The sequence below is a fragment of the Escherichia albertii genome (assembly GCF_028622335.1).
GTDB lineage: Bacteria > Pseudomonadota > Gammaproteobacteria > Enterobacterales > Enterobacteriaceae > Escherichia > Escherichia albertii.
Genome location: NZ_CP117568.1, coordinates 2,657,769 through 2,677,485, shown reverse-complemented (window position 1 = coordinate 2,677,485; position 19,717 = coordinate 2,657,769). Strand labels below are relative to the sequence as shown.

The window sequence follows — 19,717 nt, the reverse complement described above, 5'->3', positions numbered from 1 at the left end:
TATTTTCAATAAAACCTGTTTTTATATTGTCGGCGCGAATCTTTATATAATAATAAGACTTTTTTCTGCTTAGGATTTTGTTATTTAAATTATATTCGTAACTCCTTGCGTCCCCTTCTGATTAATCCTACTTTTTTTATTGCCTTCAAATCAATTTAAGGAGTTCGAAATGGAACAGAAGTTGTTAACGGATTTCCGCTCAGAACTACTCGATTCACGCTTTGGCACAAAGGCTATTTCCACTATCGCGGAGTCTAAACGTTTTCCGCTGCATGAAATGCGAGAAGATGTCGCATTCCAAATTATCAATGATGAATTATATCTGGATGGTAATGCCCGACAGAACCTCGCTACATTTTGTCAGACCTGGGACGACGAAAATGTGCATAAATTGATGGATCTGTCGATTAATAAGAACTGGATCGATAAAGAAGAATATCCACAATCTGCCGCCATTGATCTGCGTTGTGTAAACATGGTTGCCGACCTGTGGCATGCGCCTGCGCCGAAAAATGGTCAGGCCGTTGGCACCAACACCATTGGTTCTTCCGAAGCCTGTATGCTCGGCGGCATGGCGATGAAATGGCGTTGGCGCAAACGTATGGAAGCTGCGGGTAAACCAACGGATAAACCCAACCTGGTGTGCGGCCCGGTACAAATCTGCTGGCATAAATTCGCCCGCTACTGGGATGTGGAACTGCGCGAGATCCCTATGCGTCCCGGTCAACTATTTATGGATCCGAAACGCATGATTGAAGCCTGCGACGAAAACACCATCGGCGTGGTGCCGACCTTCGGCGTGACTTACACCGGTAATTATGAATTCCCGCAACCGCTGCATGATGCGCTGGATAAATTCCAGGCCGATACCGGTATTGATATCGACATGCATATCGACGCCGCCAGCGGAGGCTTCCTTGCGCCGTTTGTCGCCCCGGATATCGTCTGGGACTTCCGTCTGCCGCGTGTGAAATCCATCAGCGCTTCGGGCCATAAATTCGGCCTTGCCCCACTGGGCTGCGGCTGGGTTATCTGGCGTGATGAAGAGGCGCTGCCGAAAGAACTGGTGTTCAACGTTGACTATCTCGGCGGTCAGATTGGGACTTTCGCCATCAACTTCTCCCGCCCGGCGGGTCAGGTGATTGCCCAGTACTATGAATTTCTGCGCCTCGGCCGTGAAGGTTACACCAAAGTGCAGAATGCCTCTTATCAGGTTGCCACCTACCTGGCGGATGAAATAGCCAAACTGGGGCCGTATGAGTTCATCTGCACCGGTCGCCCGGATGAAGGTATTCCGGCGGTCTGCTTCAGGCTGAAAGACGGAGAAGATCCGGGGTATACCCTGTATGACCTTTCTGAACGTCTGCGCCTGCGCGGCTGGCAGGTTCCGGCCTTCGCCCTCAGCGGTGAAGCCTCTGACATCGTGGTGATGCGCATTATGTGCCGTCGTGGTTTCGAAATGGACTTTGCTGAGCTGTTGCTGGAAGACTACAAGGCTTCTCTGAAATACCTCAGCGATCACCCGAAACTGCAGGGTATTGCGCAACAGAACAGCTTTAAACATACCTGATAACGGGGAGTGTCTGCATACTCAGAATGCAGGTAGACCGATTTAAAGCTTTACTGGATAAAAGAAAATATATCCCACAAAAGAAGAGCTGTGGCGTAATGACCAGGGTAGAAATATTCTGGTCATTTTTTATGAGAAAACTTCAGCTTATTAGATGGTTCTTTCACATTCGGAAAATATTAAATGTGTCGTGATAGAGTTTATTGCGTTGTTCTATTCTTAACGATGCAGCAATAATGTGAACTGGGGCGAAATATGTAGTTTCTTAGGAAGCTATTATTTTTGTTGTTTACGATTTGTTTGATTAATAATTTGACACAGGAGGAAAGCGTGCTACATTAAAATATAGTTACATGTTTTGTTAAAGTGTATCTATTATGCAATCACCATGTGGAAATTGTTTAATTGCGTACGCAAAACATAAATGTATTCTCACCACGGTTAATGGCGAGCATCACCGTCTTTACGGTAATGATTTAGTCTTTGCAGATGCAAATCAGGTCTCTGTTCCTGAGTATGTTGAGAACGTAGTATTTATCACGAAGGAAACACTTTCATTATTTCTCCCGATGCTCAAGGAGGAGGCATTAAATCTTCATACGCATAAAAAAGCACCTTCGCTAATCGTTCATCACTGTACCAGAGATATTCCGATTTTTCAGGAGATAACGCGACTGTCGCAGAATAAACATCTCCGTTATAGTGAGATTCTGCGTAAAAGAGCATTGATATTTGCGTTATTATCTCTTTTTCTTGAAGATAAACAGTTTATACCGCTGCTTATGAATATATTGCAGCCGAGTATGCGAGTGCGGGTGTGTACGGTAATCAACAATAATATCGCTCGTGAATGGTCATTAGCACAGATTGCCAGTGAGTTATTGATGAGTCCGAGTTTGTTGAAGAAAAAACTGCATGAAGAAGGGACGTCTTATTCACAGCTACTTACCGAATGTAGAATGCAGCGAGCGTTACAACTGATTGTTATGCCGGAGTTTTCTATAAAAAGAACGGCGTTATCTTGTGGTTATAACAGTGTGTCATATTTTATTTATGTTTTTCGAAATTACTATGGGCTGACACCGACAGAGTATCAGGAACGAGTTACTAAAAGAGTGTTTAATAACCATCTGATAACGGACATTACTGCGCAAGAGAGTTTTTGTCACCATGAAGTAACGATAAGGTTATAATTGCTGTTTTAAACATAAAAAAAATCCCGGCATAGGGGAACCGGGAAGAAAATAGTCTGCCGTCTCCAGACTAATAAACCGTTATAACACTCCTTGTTGGTACGGAAACTTTGTGCCCTCAGTAAGGAAAATATAACTTTCACTGGGGATAAGATCAGCCAATTTTCCATAAACATAAGCTACATGTTTTTTTAAATATATAGTTGAAACATTTGCTTATTAACAATTAACTGGTTAAGCATATTGTGCTATGGTCAACTTTTTGGTCCTACTAATTTTGGCAGTTTGGGTTTCTGGAGTAAGTCATGCATTATTTAATTTGTATACTGAATGGTAGTGTTTGTAGTAATAGAATATAAGGGCTTGTCATGGCACATGTTTGTTCGGTGATCCTCACCTGTCGCTCATTTGACATATACCATGAGCAGCAGAAACTATCTTTGCACAAAGATAGTATTCTATTGATGGATAAAAATATGGTGGAGAGTTTAGAGTTTAATGAATCAAATGTCCGCAATCTGGATATAGATGAACGCATCATCACTCATTATTTGCACAATATTCGCCTACCGGCTCAGTATTTAGGATTGCATGGTAAAAAAAAGTTGTTGGTTAATCCAGCGCCACCGATGCCGCTCGTAACGGCGATATTCGATAGTTTTGCTAAAGAAGATGTTATCTCCACAACATTAAGTAACATGCTCTATTTCTCCTGTCTTTCGATGTTTTCTCGAAATAAGGAGTTGATTCCTTTTCTTCTTAATAGCATTAGTACGGTTTCAGGAAAGGTTGAACGCATTATTAGCTTTGATATTGCCAGGCGCTGGTACCTGCGTGATATCGCAGAAAAGATGTACACCAGTGAAAGTTTAATCAAAAAGAAGTTAAAGGATGAAAACACCTGTTTTAGCAAAATATTATTGACCTCGAGAATGTCTATGGCCAGACGATTACTCGAGTTACGACAGATTCCGCTGCCGATGATCGCAGAAAAATGCGGCTATAGCAGCACGTCGTACTTTATTAATACTTTCCGCCAGTATTATGGCATAACACCGCATCAGTTTGCGCAACAGTCAACGGGGATGCTCTCCTGACGGTATTTCTCATTCGAAAGTTGGTCAGGATCTGCCTCCAGCTTCGTGTGAGAATCTTTTCCCATTCATCTCTGCCGGGGATACTGGCAAGTTATCTTTCGCAGTTTGCAAATAGATAAAGGCATTTTCAGGAGGAAAATAAACGGTATGTTTGGGATTATCAGGCTTACAATTCATACAATTACGTTCATGTGGGTTAGCATTGTTTTGTTTAAATTGATGACTAACGGCTGGAGTGGTTTTTACTTTCAATGCTGTTTGCTAAGCCTGGTATTTCTGATGGTGAGTTGGTTGTTGAGTGGCGAGTGGTTGACAGAAAAGAGCAAGGCAGAACATTCACGTTCAGCCTTACTCTTATTCACACGTTACGCTTTTTTAAAGCGGGCAAAGAGATGTTCCACGACGACGAAAAAGACAGGCACGAAGTAAATAGCCAGCACCGTTGCTGCAAACATCCCCCCCATAACCCCGGTACCTACCGCATTTTGTGCGCCAGAACCTGCGCCATGACTGATAACCAGCGGCAGGACGCCAAGAATAAAGGCCAGAGATGTCATCAGGATTGGACGTAAACGCATCCGGGCCGCTTCGATAATCGCCTCTACAGGTGTTTTCCCTTCTTTCTGCATCATCTCAACCGCAAATTCGACGATCAGGATGGCGTTTTTGGCGGAAAGCCCGATGGTTGTCAGTAACCCTACCTGGAAGTAGACGTCATTACTTAAACCGCGCAGGTCTGTTGCCAGTAATGCGCCAATGACGCCCAATGGGACAACTAACATTACCGAGAAGGGGATTGACCAGCTTTCATACAACGCGGCGAGAGCGAGGAACACGACGACCAGTGAAATGGCATACAGCGCAGGCGCCTGGTTGGACGATAACGCTTCCTGGTATGACAGCCCGGTCCAGGAGTAACCGACGCCAGCCGGAAGTTTAGCCACCAGTTCCGCCATAAATTTCATCGCGTCACCGGTACTTTTTCCTGCCGCCGCTTCCCCTAAAATTTCCATCGCCGGGATACCATTGTAGCGTTCCAGTCGTGGCGAACCGTAGGTCCATTCAGTAGAGGAATAGGCAGAAAGCGGCGCCATGGTGCCGGATGCGTTGCGCACATACCATTGGTTGATGTTATCTGGCAGCATACGGAACGGCGTTCCCGCCTGGACATACACTTTTTTCACACGGCCCTGATTGAGGAAGTCGTTAACGTAGCTACTCCCAAAGGCTGTAGAGATAGTTTGATTGATGTCAGACAACGCGACGCCCATCGCCTCGGCTTTTGCGGCGTTGACGTTCACTTTGAACATCGGTGTATCTTCCAGGCCGTTTGGGCGTACGCCGATGACCTGATTTGGCGATTGCGCTGCCAGTGATAGCAGTTCGTTGCGCGCCTGGGTCAGTTTTTCGTGCCCCAGATTACCGTTGTCCAGCAGCTCCATATCAAAACCTGATGCTGTTCCCAGTTCTGCCACCGCAGGTAAGTTGAACGGGAAGACGACCGCTTTGTTAATGCGGCTCAGGGCGATCATTGCTCGCTGAATGATCGCGGTAACTGAATTTTCTTCGCCAACACGTTCGGACCACGGTTTAAGACTGATAAATGCCAGACCGTTGTTTTGCCCCTGACCGCTAAAGCCGAAGCCGCCCACGGTAAATACTGACTCGACATTTTTTTTCTCTTTTGTCAGATAGTAGTCAGTGACCTGTTGCAGCACTTTCGTGGTGTTAACCATCGTAGAACCTGACGGTAACTGCGCGGTGGTCATAAACACCCCCTGATCCTCTTCCGGTAAGAAAGAGGTTGGTGTGCGCAGGAACAGCACCGCCATTCCGGCGCCAATCAGCAGGTAAACCACCATATAACGCCCGGTGCAGCGCAGCAGCGAACGGGTACTGTCGGTATAGTGCTGAGTCGATTGTTCAAACAGATGGTTGAAGCGAGCGAATAACGCGTTCGGTTTGTGGCCGCCTTCTGGCGTGGCTTTCAAAATGGTGGCGCAAAGGGCAGGAGTCAGGCTCATCGCGACAAATACCGAAAGCAGCATGGATGAGATCAGCGTAATAGAGAACTGACGGTAAATCTCGCCGGTTGCCCCACTCATAAAGGCCATCGGCATAAACACTGCAGACAGAACAACGGCAATCCCGACCAGTGCACGCTGGATTTGTCCCATCGATTTATGCGTCGCTTCCCTCGGCGGCAGTTTATCTTCCGCCATCACACGCTCGACGTTCTCTACCACTACGATGGCGTCATCCACCAAAAGCCCTATCGCCAGCACCATCCCAAACATGGTGAGCGTGTTGATGGTGAAACCAACCGCGGACAAGATAGCGAACGTTCCGAGAATAACGACCGGCACGGCGATAGTAGGGATAATAGTGGCACGGATATTCTGTAAAAACAGATACATGACCAGGAAGACGAGGATGATAGCTTCAACCAGCGTTTTGAAGACTTCCTGAATCGAGATTTTGATAAACGGCGTAGTGTCGTACGGATAAACCGTCTTCAGACTGGCGGGGAAATACGCCGATAAGTGGTTGAGTTCATCTTTTACTGCGCGTGCGGTCTCCAGCGCGTTTGCTCCGGCAGCCAGTTTGATGGCGATCCCGGCGGCAGGTTTGCCGTTATAACGCGCCACCGTGGAATAGTCTTCCGCACCCAACTCAACGCGAGCAACGTCGCGCAATAATACTTGCGAACCATCCTGCTGAACTTTTAGCAGGATTTTGCCAAATTCTTCCGGCGTTTGTAGACGCGTCTGCACAATGATTGAGGCGTTCAGTTGCTGGTCTGCCGCCTGTGGCATTCCCCCCAGTTGACCACCGGATATCTGGTTATTCTGTACCTTGATTTGGGAAATGACATCGGAAGGAACAAGGTTGTATTTATTGAGTTTTTGCGGATCCAGCCAGATACGCATGGCGTACTCGGAACCAAAAAGCTGCACGCTACCGACACCTGCGGTACGGCTTAATGGGTCCTGAATATTAGAAGCCACATAATCTGCAATATCGTACTGGTTGAGGCTGCCGTTTTCAGAGATAAACGCCGCCACCATCAGGATGCTGCTACTCGACTTATTGACGCTGATCCCTTGTTGTTGAACTTCTTCGGGTAGCGATGGCATGGCAAGCTGCAGTTTATTCTGTACCTGGACCTGCGCGATATCGGGTGATGTTCCTGTCTCGAAGGTCAGGGTGATAGAAGCATTACCTGCTGCGTCACTGGTCGATGACATATACATCAGGCCATCAAGTCCATTCATATTTTGCTCAATCACCTGAGTGACAGAATTTTCTACCGTTTGGGCATCGGCACCCGGATAGGTGGCGCTGATAGTGATAGTTGGCGGTGCAATTTGCGGATATTGCGCTATCGGTAAGTTCATGATCGCCAGGCCACCTGCGAGCATCAAAATAATGGCAAGAACCCAGGCAAAAACCGGGCGATCAATAAAATAGTTAGCCATGAAAGTCCCCTTAAGCCTGCAACGTTATTGTTTCGATTCGGTGCTGGCGTTTTCCTGGCTGGAGGAAATAGCGCGTGCCTTGATGCCCGGATGAATGCGTTGCAAACCCGAGACGATCACCCGGTCACCGGCCTGCAATCCGGCAGTGACGATCCATTGATTGCCAATGGCTTTGGTCGCATTAATTTCGCGTAACTGTACGACATCATCTTTATCTAAAATGAGCGCTGTCGCTTTACCCTGGGCGTTATGTGTGACTCCTTCTTGCGGCACTAACAACACGTTCTGACGGCTGCCTTCATCCACTAACGCCGTGACGTACATACCCGGTAGCAGGTCGCCATTTGGGTTAGGGAAAATCGCCCGCAAAGTCACTGAACCTGTGGTTTCATCGACCGTCGGATCAGAAAATTTCAGTGTTCCGGTCTGGCTGTAACGTTTGCCATTTTCCAGATTAAGTTGCACTGGCGTACTGCCCTGAACCTGTTTGATTTGTCCGCTGGCGACTTCCTCTTTCATACGCAGAAAATCCTGCACTGACTGGGTGAGATCGACATAAATCGGATCAAGGCGCTGCACGGTCACCAGCGCATCTCCCTGGTTAGCAGTAACCAGAGCGCCGACGGTGACTGACGATTTTCCGCTGACGCCTGTAATCGGCGAGGTAACATTGGCGTATTGCAGGTTGATGGTTGCCTGCTCAACCGCTGCTTTGGCAACGGTGACATTGGCTTCCGCTTCATTTAGCTGGGTACGTGCGGTGTCATAATCCTGTCGGCTGACATAGTTCGTTTTCAGCAACGAGGCCTGGCGGTTGAAGGTGATGCGGGCATTACTGGCGGTGGACAGCGCTTTCGCCAACGAACCTTTGGCGGAGTTCAATTCTGCCTGTAAGGGCGCGGGATCAATCTGATACAGTGAATCGCCCTGATTCACTTTATCGCCTTCGATAAAGTTGCGCTTAATGATAATGCCACCCACCTGGGGGCGAATCTCGGCAACCTCATAAGGTACAGTTCTGCCGGGTAATTCGCTCATCACATTGACTGAACCGGGCGAGAGTGTCACTACGCCCACTTCCGGCGTCATGGCGGCAGCGTTTTCCGTTGATTTGTCATCGCAAGCAGTGAGCATCGCGCTGCAGAATAACAACGGTATTAACAGTTTTCTTTTTCTGTTCATTTTAGTCCCTGAAAATTTGTGAGAAATAACGGAGCGTTGAATTGTGTACGAGGAGATATATGAGGGATTTACAGACCAGCGGCATAGTGCAAGTCATGGCGTGGTTGTCAGCCAGCAAGGGCACATGCAGGCAGAGAACCTCGTAGGGGGATGCCAACAGTAAAAAAAATGTTGCCGTTCTGCAGGCAGCCTTTGCCAGCATCCGGGCAACGAAGGTCTCTACTGGTGGATACATAAACCAGGGGAATAAATTCGTTTTTGCCTCTCCTGCGGTCATTACCGGGAGTAATGGAATCAGCATTTGCATCCCTCGTCATGCCAGCCATCAATTTCAGGCAATCAGACCCTGACTAAAAATAAGAAGAGATACCCAGGGTTACGATATCGCTCATGCGCCTAAGTTTGAGCTTGTACATAATGTTGAATTTCTGGATCTTTAACGTTTGTTGCGAAATATTCAGCGTTGACGTGATATTGCTTTCATTTTTGTTTTTCAGAATCAGTTGCATAATTTTGAATTGATTATGCGAAAAACATAATTGCGAGTTCTTATGAGGCAAGTGTTTGCCATAAGTAATATCAAGGAGTTTTTTTATACTTTCTTTTCGGCTGACAAAATAAATAGGTGATCTGGCTTTAAGTTTACTGATGTGATAGGGGGCCAGGACAATAATTCTCTCTGCATCTAATGTTTCAAGAAACTTAATCGCCTCTTCATCAAGTATATGATTATGATAGGTATCAATGATCACCTTGAATGATTTGTTGTCTACGCTTTTGAGCTCTGACAGGGAATTGATTTTTATCATTTCGTGATTATCTTTCAACTGCAAAAAGCCCTGTAAAAGAAAAGAATCTTTCGTCATGAGAAAAATCATAACTTGCTCCTTAGCCGTTATCGTTTCGAACATGTCATCCTTTTCATTATTTACATCCATGCCCTGACGTGGTGTTCAATATAGTAAACGCCTATAAGAACCTTGCCCTTCGTGAACTAATACGTCTATTAACACTAATCAAAACTTCAGATTTATCCATCACGTATTCCATATATTAGTCCTGGGTAACATTCCTGGTTGTTATCACTTTGTGTTTATTAAACAAAACACTAACATTTGCAGATATCTGTTCAGGAATAAGTTATCAATTACCCATTTGTGATCTCTGAAGAATATAACTAAAGTAAAAATGTAATCCGTAAATATCGAGTCTCCTTGTTTCGACTTAGGCTGGCAATTGGATTGCCAGCTTTCTTTTAATATTTGGATTTTTATGCAACGTAACGTTCACCTGTTGCAGAAAAATGAATGGCAACGTTTTTATTCATTTAATCAACGCCACCGAACCTTTAGTTACTTTCCCACAGCACTTTAAAAACATTAAACCTGACAACGAAAAATATCAGCCATGATAATGTTTGAAATGGCTAATTTGATATGTAATATATGTAAATTTTAGAAATATCATTGGCTTAATTTAATCTTCATGCGACGGTTATTTCAGCGAAAATATGTGATTTATCAGAGTGGTCATACTGTGACGGGAGTATGATGCGCCTCATAGTCACTACAAGTGATTATGAGGCGGGAAGGAAAATAGGGTGATGATGCGCCTGATGTCCGTTATTTTTTCACGAACAAACTGGCGAAGCTAAACAAACTGGCAGCACTAAATATCAGCTCGATCCCTACCAGAGTTGAAACCAGCGTTACAGAAACCATGGGGGTCGCGCCAAGAAATATCCAGGCAATGATGATATCCAGCACACCAATGACGAATTGTAGCCAGCTACCTTTAGCTGAACGCTGGCGATACCAGCTCATCAGACGAATAATCCCCGCTACACAGAACAACCCTGCGATAAATGCTGCAATAGCAAAAATGCCCAGTTCTGGCGCACGGATGAAAAAATAGCCGATGAGTAAATAGGCGACAGCAACGAGGAAACCTGATAATACCGGCCAAAAATTATGGCTACGGTTGTTGAATAAACCAACAATCAGCGCAATTCCCGAGCAGATCAATAATGCGCCGACGGCCGTGCTAAGGATATCTCCAGAAATGAACGGAAAACTGATACACAGTAAACCGACAATAAACAGCAGCACCGCAATAAACTGGATTGCTCTCCGATGTTTTTTAAGCATATCCAGATCAAATTTCAAAATAGTTGCCTTGTCTATATATAACATAGAACCACCCCTACGAATTTAAGAAGAAAACCCCTGCTATCAATCTATGCCAAAAATGCATCTAAGAATGCAGTCGATTTAATAAAAATTTCCTAATTAATGTATCTGGCGTCTATGTAACTCTTTGTATTAAAATAAAAATATCTGATTTTGATATTTTGTCTTAACATGACATACCCAGAAAACCAGGTTATAACCTCAGTGTCGAAATTGATTCGTGACGGCTCTTTCACTTTATAGTTGAGGATATTACGATGAAAAAAGCATTAGGCGTTATTCTTGGTGGCCTGCTTCTTCTGCCAGTTGTGAGCAATGCAGCGGATGCGCAAAAAGCAGCTGTTGATAACAAAAAACCTGTCAACTCCTGGACCTGTGAAGATTTCCTGGCTGTGGACGAATCCTTCCAGCCAACCGCTGTCGGTTATGCTGAAGCATTAAACAATAAAGATAAACCAGAAGATGCGGTTTTAGATGTTCAGGGTATTGCCACGGCAACGCCTGCTATTATCCAGGCTTGTAACCAGGATAAAAAAGCTAACTTTAAAGATAAAGTTAAAGGCGAATGGGACAAGATTAAGAAAGATATGTAATCCTGGGAATGCATAAAGCCGTATTTCCTTATGTGTTAAACAACAGAGGATTGCTTTTCCAAATATAAGTAATCCTCCTGTTCGTACATATATGCGTTGACGAATAGGTTGCAAAATGAATATTTCATCTCTACGTAAAGCCATTGTTTTTATTGGCGCTGTAGCAGCATTGTCACTGGCTAATGCGCAATCAGTACTGGCTGCTAATGAATCCGCTAAAGATATGACCTGCCAGGAGTTTATTGACCTGAATCCAAAAGCGATGACGCCTGTTGCATGGTGGATGCTGCATGAAGAAACGGTTTATAAAGGCGGCGATACTGTAACCCTAAATGAAACTGACCTGACTCAGATCCCCAAAGTGATCGAATATTGTAAGAAAAACCCGCAGAAAAATTTGTATTCCTTCAAAGATAATTTGGCCAATGTCCTGCCAAATTAATAGAAATGAAACCAAAGGGAGCAGCAAGTTGAGACATCTTGTTGCTCCTTTTGTATTTAACGATCGAGAATGATCAGCGGCGAATCATTGGCGGAATCGCTTAATACCGTAATATCCGCGCCATAGAGCATTGTTAGTGTTTGCTGGGTCAACACATCCTGTGGTTTACCCTCTGCGACAACCCTGCCTTTTTGCATCAATACAACACGGTCAGCATAACGGGCGGCGAGATTAAGATCGTGCAATACGCAGCAAACATTAAACTGTCGCTCGTGAACTAACTGGCGTAATAAACGAAACAGATGCTGTTGATGGTGAATATCCAGTGCCGATGTCGGTTCATCAAGAAATAACCATTTCGGTGAGGGAGTGGGTTCCCAGAGTTGCACCAGCAGGCGCGCCAATTGTACACGCTGTTGTTCACCGCCAGATAATTGCCGGTAGTCGCGGTGTGCCAGCGCCTGACAGTCGCATAACGCCATTATCTGCGTAGTTTCGTCACGCTGAACATCCGTACGATGCGGATGCCGCCCCATCTGGATCACTTCCTGTACGCTGAATGGAAATGCCATATGGCTATTCTGACGCATCACGGCCCGGTGTTTTGCCAGTTCAGTGATTGACCATTCATTTAATGGCTTATTAAACAACCGACATTCACCGCTATCCGGTTGAAGATAGCCGGTTAACTGGCGAAGCAGCGTAGATTTTCCCGCGCCATTAGGGCCGAGAATGGCAACAATTTCCCCGCCGGGAAAAGTCAGCGAGACATTATCAGTCAGACGCCGCCCCTGAAGGCTATAAACCAGATTCCTGGCGCTGATCATGACGTCCTCCGGTTGCGCAGAATCAACCACATAAAATACGGGCCGCCAAGCAGGCTGGTTAAGAGTCCCACGGGCATTTCTGCTGGCTGTACCAGCGTGCGGGCGAGTGTGTCTGCCATCAGCAATAAACAGGCTCCGGCGAGGGCGGAGCAAGGGATTAGCCAGCGGTGATTTGCCCCGGTAGTCATGCGAATCAGATGCGGGATCACCAGGCCAATAAAGCCGATAATTCCGCTTACCGATACGGCAGCGCCAACGAGCAGTGAGCTCACTAACAGTAATTGCTGGCGTTTACGTTTAACGTTCACGCCGAGGTAGTGGGCTTCTTCATCACCAAGCTGGAGTAAATTCAGCGTTCCGGCGAGACAGGTTGTCGCCATAATCGCTGGCAGAATGAATGAGCTGGCGACCAGTAATGTTGGCCATTGCGCCTGGCCGAGATTACCCATCATCCACAACGTCAGTTGCCGCAGTTGCTGCTCATCGCCTATATAACTCAGCACGCCGATCGCCGCGCCGCACAGAGCATTGATAGCAATACCGGTCAGTAACAATTGCATCATGCTGCCATCGCGATGGCGCTGCGTAATGAGAAAAATGATGGTACAGACAACTAAACTTCCGGCGATGGCAAAAACCATCTGTTCATACAGCACCAGCACTACCGGAAAAGAAAAAGGCAGCACAATTGCCACGCCAACCATTAATGCAGAACCGCTGCTGACGCCGAGTAAGCCCGGGTCAGCCATTGGGTTGCGAAAAAGCCCCTGCATAATCACCCCGGCAGTTGCCAACGCCGCGCCTACCAGCACCGCCAGTAAAACCCGAGGCAGACGAATATTGAGCCAGATATCGCGATATTCCTCATCAAACAGGGCGTTAAAACTGATTTTTAATGCTCCCTGACTGGCGCCGAACAGCACCAGGGCAAGCAATAATAGTGATAGCCCCATCAAGACCCTGGCGGAAGAGAGTGAATCCTTGAGCACGCAAAACTCCACTATGACGTTGCGGCACGGAGCTTCCGCGCCGCATGGCATTACGCCGGTTTCAGGCCTGGTTCAATCAGACTGTAGATCTGCTTGTTGAGTGCTGGCGCGTTTGCCAGTTCATGAATATGCATGGCGACATCGGCACGGCGGACAAAACCATGACATTCCTGATTTTGTATGCGTAGCGCCTTGCCCGTTGCCGCACCATCAAGCAGGCCTCCGGGACGGAGAATCGCATAGTCAAGCTGGCTGGTTTGCAACCAGCTTTCCGCCAGAGTTTTTTCCCGTACCGCCTGACCAAACGCGGCTTTAGCGCGATCCGATAAAAATGACCAGCTATCGCCACAGCCCAGTGACGTCACCAGAATCATGCGTGTGATGCCTGCTTTTTCGGCCTCATCGATCACCGTTCTGTGGGCCAGATAATCCTGAGCGCCGCCCATTGTTGAGATGACAAGCGCTTGCGGGCCAGCCGCACGGCAGGCCGCCGCGACCACGCTGGCATCACAGGCGTCGCCAGTAAAAACCTGCACGCCTTGTTGCGCCAGTTTCGTCGCGGTATCGGCATGGCGAACGACAGCAGCGAGCGGGCGTTGTTCCGTCAGCGCCAGCTCAAGGGTTCTGGCGCCGACGCCTTTTCCACCTGCGCCAAAGAGTAGCCACGGTGCCATCAGGCTTCTTCCTTCAGAGACGCAGCCAGCGAATGGAAAGCGTTAACTTGATCATTCAGCAGTTGGCGATGGTCATCGCGGCCAAGGAAAATTTTTAGCATCGCGCTGCCTTCTTTGTTGAAAAAGAGAATGGATGCGGTGTCCATACCCATAAATTTACGTTCGACCAGGGCAATATGCGTGCAATTTTCTGCCTTGATATGCCCGGACATGCCATGTTTTCCACGCAGGTTGAAATAGCCGTGGCGATGAAAACCTGAAGGCAGTTCGCCGCTAAATTCGAGGATCACATCGGCAGTATGCACCAGCGTGGTGACCTTGCCCCATTCGCAGACGGTATCCCAGATGGTGTCGAATTTATCGCCAGACACTACGGTAGAGGAGGGGAGATGTTTCACTACCTCCAGCAATGTGGTGTTGTATTGTTCGGCAACCGCTTCCAGCGTACCGTCCGGTTCCGTTTTCAAAAATTCCTGTAACGAGACATGGCTCATAAATTACTCCTGTTATGGTTTTTCATGCGCAATGGCTGGCGCATTAAGTACCTGAATCAGTTCATTAAGAGACTGCAAAATATTGCTTGCCCAGAAACGACCTTCATTGGTCAACCGCAGGCAAGTTGAAGCATCGCGGCTTAAGCCTTTTTGGTGCCATTGGGTCAGTAACGGGGCGAGTTTTTCGGCATGTGGCGTAAGTTCATCCAGCGGTACACGCGCGGTTTCAATACCCGACTGCAAAGTGTGACGCCACTGCGCATTACGTTCGGCGGCGCGCATCATCATCATCAACGGTTTTTGGCCTGCCGCGACGGATTCATGCCAGCTCTGCAGGTTGCGCTCATTCATCCAGGAGTAACCATTAATCGAACCGCCAGCGCCGGAACCAAAGGCCAGACAATCGGCTCCTTGTTTAATCAGCAGGTTATAGAGATTGCGTTCGCGTGTGGTACGGCCCCAGTGGCTGTTACTGATACAACGCCAGCCGGCATCGTCCATAAAATCACACCCTTGCAGGTAGAGATCGCGACGTTCTGCCGGAGAGGGCACGATAGTGCGCCCATTTTCCACGGCTTTGCCCAGTGGCGTATTGGGAAGGACATTGAGCGCGTAGAGATCAACACCGTCGAGACCGATATCGCGAGCGATAGCCAGATCCTCTCCCCAGGTTTGCGCATCCTGACCAGGCAAACCGAACAGCAGATCGCACACCACCGCAGCCCGGTCACGTTTGACCAGGCTTTCCATAAACGCAATGGCTGTTGGGCCATCCGAGGTGCGTGCCATTTTCTTGCGAATTTTGCTGTTAAAGGACTGAATACCAATCGAGAAGCGGTTTGCTCCCGCATCAAGGCAAGCGTCTATTCGCTCAGCGTCAAAATTCAGTACCCGGCCTTCAATGGTGATTTCGCAATCCGGCGCCAGCGGTAGCTTTTCTCGTAAGGTGGTGATGATTCTTGCCAAATCGCGTGCCGAGAGCGCGGAAGGCGTGCCGCCGCCGAAATAGACCGCGTGGATAGGGGCGGACTGATGTAATACGCTGTCTGCTTCCAGCTCGATTTCACGAATCAGGGCGTCGGTATAATGAGCGCACGCATCTTCATTAAAACGGTTTTGATAAAAACCGCAAAACGTGCAGTGCGTCGCGCAAAAAGGAATGTGCAAATAAACCAGTCGCTTACGCGGTGAGATCGTTTGATTGATCATCTCTTGCCAGGTCTGTGCCAGTTGCTCTTTGGCGACCGGAATGGCTCCGCGAAACGGCATCATAGCGCGTCTGTCTTTAAATGGCTGGTCACCGTCTAACGCAAAATGTGGCGTGAGATCCAGGATGTTATTTGTGTTCATTCGTCTGATTTAAATCCATTTATTGCGGCCAAAGCTGCTGGTGTAAAGACTCAACGACATCAGCAATACGTGGACCCATTCCCAGAATCAGGTTTTGATCAACGGTGATAATGCGCTGGTTTTTCCATGCGGCAGTGTGGGTAATTCCGGCAATAGAACGCAGACGATTAATATCGCCATCGATCATTTGTGAGGTCACGACAATCACTTCTGGGTTCGCTGCAATCAGCGATTCCGCGCTGTAGCTTTTGTACTGTTGGTGAGTTGCGACGTTTTCTGCTCCGGCAAGCGACAAAATGGCATCCGCGACGCTGCCTTTACCCGCAACCTGCGGCGCGCTTCCGCCTGCAGAGAGTATAAACATGGCTTTAACCGGGGTATTTTTTGCCGCCACGCTTTGCTGAACTCGCTCCAGACGTTGATTGATTTGTGTCACCAGTGCGTCGCCTTGTTCAGGGACCTGTAACGTTTTTGCCAGTTGGCGAATGTTGGCGTACATCTGCTCAAGGGTTGCCGGTACACGTGGCAAGGTAACAACGTTGACCTTTTGCGCCCGTAGCTGATCCAGCACAATTTGCGGACCGGCATCCTGCCAGGTAATTACGCTATCCGGGCGAAGTGACAAAATGCCTTCGCTGCTCAGTTGCTTCCAGTAGCCAATATGAGGCAGTTGGGCGGTTTCCGGGGGGTAAGATGTCGTTTCATCGACGCCAACTATGCGCTCGCCAGCGCCCATCGCGTAGATCAACTCCGTCAGTGATCCTCCTGCGACCACAATACGTTCGGCTGCCGTTGCGCTAAAGGCCCAGCTAAGCGCCAGTACAGCCGTAAACAGCTTTTTCATGGGCTGAGGTTTTACCGCGCTCTTCGCGGCGGCGGTTATCACTGAAATACATAACGTCAACGGGGAAAAAAGAAACTGCCGGTTGGTGATCCTTGGCATCATATGAGAGCTCTTATCAAATTGAGAATGAACATGATTATCATTTAGGTTATATATAAAACACGACAACGGGTTCAATATGCAAGAGGGAGCAAGAACGAATTTTTTGATTTTTATCAAAATGCTTCGTTAGCTAACGCATTTTGCAATGGCTAAATGTCAGGGGGGTAAAAAGGTGTAATCCCAGAGCTGTCGCGGATTACAGAGCAAAGAGATGGAAAAATTATGGCGGCTAACGACAGCGTTTCGTGACAATGTTGTGGCGGTGAGTCATCGCAAGAACGCAGTGGTTGACGAGGTATAAACAGGTTTTATAACCCCCTGTTTATTGTGCTAATAGCGGTTAAAAAAAAGCTTGATCATAAAAAAATGATCGATAATAATTCTCATTATCACGTTTGCTTTAACAAAACATGCCCATATGAATAACAAAATAATAGCTTTTGCCAGGGATAATACACAGCACTCTTCACTCCAGACGTGGCATGTCACTTTGCCTGACAAAAAAAGGCGAGCTTTTGCTTAATTGTCAGAAATAACAGGCGATATCACGGAATATAAACGCCAGTTAATTCTCGTAATTAAATCTATCGCGTTGAATCGTATATAAATTTATTTTCGCCAGCCGCCCCGGTTTTTACCCCGGTAGCCAGCATTTTTTATTTTCCTCATGGAGAATCGCTATGTCACGTCCGCAATTTACCTCGTTGCGTTGGAGTTTGTTGTCTCTGGCTATTTCCGCCACCTTGCCGATGAGTGCTTTTGCCACTGAAACAATGACCGTTACTGCGACAGGGAATGCCCGAAGTTCCTTCGAAGCGCCAATGATGGTCAGCGTTATCGACTCTTCTACTCCCGAAAACCAAACTGCGACTTCAGCCACCGATTTATTGCGCTCTGTCCCCGGGATTACCCTTGACGGCACCGGGCGGACGAACGGCCAGGATGTGAACATGCGTGGCTATGACCATCGCGGCGTGCTGATTCTTGTTGACGGCGTTCGTCAGGGAACAGATACCGGACACTTGAATGGAACTTTCCTCGACCCGGCGCTGATCAAACGCGTTGAGATTGTTCGTGGACCTTCGGCATTACTCTATGGCAGTGGCGCGCTGGGGGGGGTGATCTCCTACGATACAGTCGATGCAAAAGATTTATTGCAGGAAGGGCAAAATAGCGGTTTTCGTGTCTTTGGTACTGGCGGCACCGGCGATCACAGCCTGGGGTTAGGCGCCAGTGCTTTTGGGCGAACTGAAAATCTGGATGGTATTGTGGCCTGGTCTAGCCGCGATAGAGGGAATTTACGCCAGAGCGACGGAGAGACGGCACCGAATGACGAGGCCATCAATAACATGCTGGCGAAAGGGACCTGGCAAATTGATTCAGCCCAGGCCCTGAGCGGTTCCGTGCGTTATTACAATAACGACGCGCGTGAACCGAAAAATCCGCAGACCGTTGAGGCTTCTGACAGCAGTAATCCGCTGGTCAATCGTTCAACGATTCAACGCGATGCGCAACTTTCTTATAAACTCGCCCCACAGGATAACGACTGGTTAAATGCTGATGCAAAAATTTACTGGTCAGAAGTCCGTATTAATGCGCAAAACACGGGGAGTTCCAGCGAATATCGGGAACAGACGACAAAAGGCGGTAAGCTGGAAAACCGCTCTACTCTGTTTGCTGACAGTTTCGCTTCTCACTTACTGACGTATGGCGGCGAGTATTATCGTCAGGAACAGCATCCGGGCGGCGCGACGACGGGGTTCCCTCAGGCAAAAATCGATTTTAGCTCTGGCTGGCTACAGGATGAGATCACTTTACGCGATCTGCCTGTTACCCTGCTTGGCGGAACTCGTTATGACAGCTATCGCGGTAGTAGCGACGGTTACAAAGATGTTGATGCCGACAAATGGTCGTCTCGTGCGGGGCTGACTATCAGCCCGACCGACTGGCTGATGATGTTTGGCTCATATGCGCAGGCATTCCGCGCCCCGACGATGGGAGAAATGTATAACGACTCTAAGCACTTCTCGATTGGTCGTTTCTATACCAACTATTGGGTGCCAAACCCGAACTTACGCCCGGAAACTAACGAAACGCAGGAGTACGGCTTTGGACTGCGTTTTGATGACCTGATGTTGCCTAATGATGCCCTGGAATTTAAAGCCAGCTACTTCGATACCAAAGCGAAAGACTATATCTCCACGACCGTCGATTTCGCGGCGGCGACAACCATGTCTTATAACGTTCCGAACGCCAAAATCTGGGGTTGGGATGTGATGACGAAATATACCGCAGATCTGTTTAGCCTTGATGTGGCTTATAACCGTACTCGCGGCAAAGACACTGATACCGGGGAATATATCTCTACTATTAACCCGGATACCGTCACCAGTACCCTGAATATTCCAATCGCCCACAGTGGCTTCTCTGTCGGTTGGGTCGGAACGTTTGCCGATCGTTCAACGCATATCAGCAGCAGTTACAGCAAACAACCGGGCTACGGCGTGAATGATTTCTACGTCAGTTATCAAGGACAGCAGGCGCTCAAAGGCATGACCACCACTTTGGTGTTGGGTAACGCTTTCGACAAAGAGTACTGGTCGCCGCAGGGTATCCCGCAGGATGGCCGTAACGGAAAAATCTTCGTGAGTTATCAATGGTAAGAAGCGGCCCCGTTAATTCGGGGCATTAA

General features: G+C 47.7%; 17 protein-coding genes. 6 read left to right on the top strand and 11 right to left on the bottom strand.

The features are described 5' to 3' along the window. Positions 1–169: 169 nt before the first annotated feature. The 3 genes from gad to gadW all read left to right on the top strand — a co-directional run bounded on the left by gad (position 170) and on the right by gadW (position 3,860). A complete protein-coding gene (gene gad / locus PS053_RS13085; protein WP_025238133.1) occupies positions 170–1,570 on the top strand; it encodes a glutamate decarboxylase in 1,401 nt (466 codons plus the stop codon). 377 nt (positions 1,571–1,947) lie between these two features. Then, a complete protein-coding gene (gadX, locus tag PS053_RS13080) occupies positions 1,948–2,763 on the top strand; it encodes a DNA-binding transcriptional regulator GadX (protein ID WP_001191648.1) in 816 nt (271 codons plus the stop codon). Between the two features lie 368 nt (positions 2,764–3,131). Then, entirely contained in the window at positions 3,132–3,860 is a 729-nt protein-coding gene (gene gadW / locus PS053_RS13075) for an acid resistance transcriptional activator GadW (protein WP_000951548.1), read from the top strand. 365 nt (positions 3,861–4,225) lie between these two features. On the opposite strand, the gene mdtF is transcribed toward gadW, so the two are convergent. From mdtF to hdeD, 5 genes are all read right to left on the bottom strand, one after another. Then, positions 4,226–7,339, bottom strand: coding sequence for a multidrug efflux pump RND permease MdtF (mdtF, locus tag PS053_RS13070; RefSeq protein ID WP_054410191.1), 3,114 nt, complete (start codon positions 7,337–7,339; stop codon positions 4,226–4,228). A gap of 24 nt (positions 7,340–7,363) precedes the next feature. Beyond that, on the bottom strand, positions 7,364–8,473 hold the full coding sequence (gene mdtE / locus PS053_RS13065) for a multidrug transporter subunit MdtE (RefSeq protein ID WP_306294499.1): 1,110 nt from the start codon (positions 8,471–8,473) through the stop codon (positions 7,364–7,366). 49 nt (positions 8,474–8,522) lie between these two features. Then, complete coding sequence (locus tag PS053_RS23180; RefSeq protein WP_000906907.1) at positions 8,523–8,822, bottom strand: hypothetical protein; 300 nt, start codon at positions 8,820–8,822, stop codon at positions 8,523–8,525. Positions 8,823–8,871: 49 nt separating this feature from the next. Continuing rightward, positions 8,872–9,399: an acid resistance transcriptional activator GadE gene (gene gadE / locus PS053_RS13055; protein WP_000576684.1), complete on the bottom strand. Its 528-nt coding sequence runs from the start codon at positions 9,397–9,399 to the stop codon at positions 8,872–8,874. Positions 9,400–10,143: 744 nt separating this feature from the next. Next, the gene (hdeD, locus tag PS053_RS13050; protein WP_256879205.1) at positions 10,144–10,713 is read right to left on the bottom strand and encodes an acid-resistance protein HdeD; all 570 of its coding nucleotides are present in this window, start codon (positions 10,711–10,713) and stop codon (positions 10,144–10,146) included. Positions 10,714–10,967: 254 nt separating this feature from the next. Between hdeD and hdeA the strand changes: the two genes are divergently transcribed. After that, positions 10,968–11,303 carry an acid-activated periplasmic chaperone HdeA gene (hdeA, locus tag PS053_RS13045; RefSeq protein ID WP_000709434.1) on the top strand — a complete coding sequence of 112 codons (336 nt, stop codon included), beginning with the start codon at positions 10,968–10,970 and terminating at the stop codon, positions 11,301–11,303. Positions 11,304–11,418: 115 nt separating this feature from the next. After that, entirely contained in the window at positions 11,419–11,745 is a 327-nt protein-coding gene (gene hdeB / locus PS053_RS13040; RefSeq protein ID WP_001027472.1) for an acid-activated periplasmic chaperone HdeB, read from the top strand. 56 nt (positions 11,746–11,801) lie between these two features. On the opposite strand, the gene PS053_RS13035 is transcribed toward hdeB, so the two are convergent. From PS053_RS13035 to PS053_RS13010, 6 genes are read right to left on the bottom strand one after another with little or no spacing between them, the layout of a single operon-like run. Then, entirely contained in the window at positions 11,802–12,572 is a 771-nt protein-coding gene (locus PS053_RS13035; RefSeq protein WP_000622319.1) for a heme ABC transporter ATP-binding protein, read from the bottom strand. Next, positions 12,569–13,561 carry a heme ABC transporter permease ShuU/ChuU gene (shuU, locus tag PS053_RS13030; protein WP_042326698.1) on the bottom strand — a complete coding sequence of 331 codons (993 nt, stop codon included), beginning with the start codon at positions 13,559–13,561 and terminating at the stop codon, positions 12,569–12,571. Before shuU ends, PS053_RS13035 begins: the two co-directional genes overlap by 4 nt. 50 nt (positions 13,562–13,611) lie before the next feature. Then, complete coding sequence (chuY, locus tag PS053_RS13025; protein WP_256878134.1) at positions 13,612–14,235, bottom strand: anaerobilin reductase; 624 nt, start codon at positions 14,233–14,235, stop codon at positions 13,612–13,614. Next, the gene (hutX, locus tag PS053_RS13020; RefSeq protein ID WP_044709444.1) at positions 14,235–14,729 is read right to left on the bottom strand and encodes a heme utilization cystosolic carrier protein HutX; all 495 of its coding nucleotides are present in this window, start codon (positions 14,727–14,729) and stop codon (positions 14,235–14,237) included. The genes chuY and hutX overlap by 1 nt, the downstream gene beginning before the upstream one ends. A 12-nt stretch (positions 14,730–14,741) precedes the next feature. Further along, on the bottom strand, positions 14,742–16,079 hold the full coding sequence (gene hutW / locus PS053_RS13015) for a heme anaerobic degradation radical SAM methyltransferase ChuW/HutW (protein ID WP_001095593.1): 1,338 nt from the start codon (positions 16,077–16,079) through the stop codon (positions 14,742–14,744). A 19-nt stretch (positions 16,080–16,098) separates the two neighbouring features. After that, entirely contained in the window at positions 16,099–17,022 is a 924-nt protein-coding gene (locus PS053_RS13010; RefSeq protein ID WP_044709455.1) for a heme/hemin ABC transporter substrate-binding protein, read from the bottom strand. 683 nt (positions 17,023–17,705) lie between these two features. Here PS053_RS13010 and chuA point away from each other — a divergent pair. Beyond that, positions 17,706–19,688 carry a TonB-dependent heme/hemoglobin receptor ChuA/ShuA gene (gene chuA, locus PS053_RS13005; protein WP_059251954.1) on the top strand — a complete coding sequence of 661 codons (1,983 nt, stop codon included), beginning with the start codon at positions 17,706–17,708 and terminating at the stop codon, positions 19,686–19,688. Positions 19,689–19,717 lie beyond the last annotated feature (29 nt).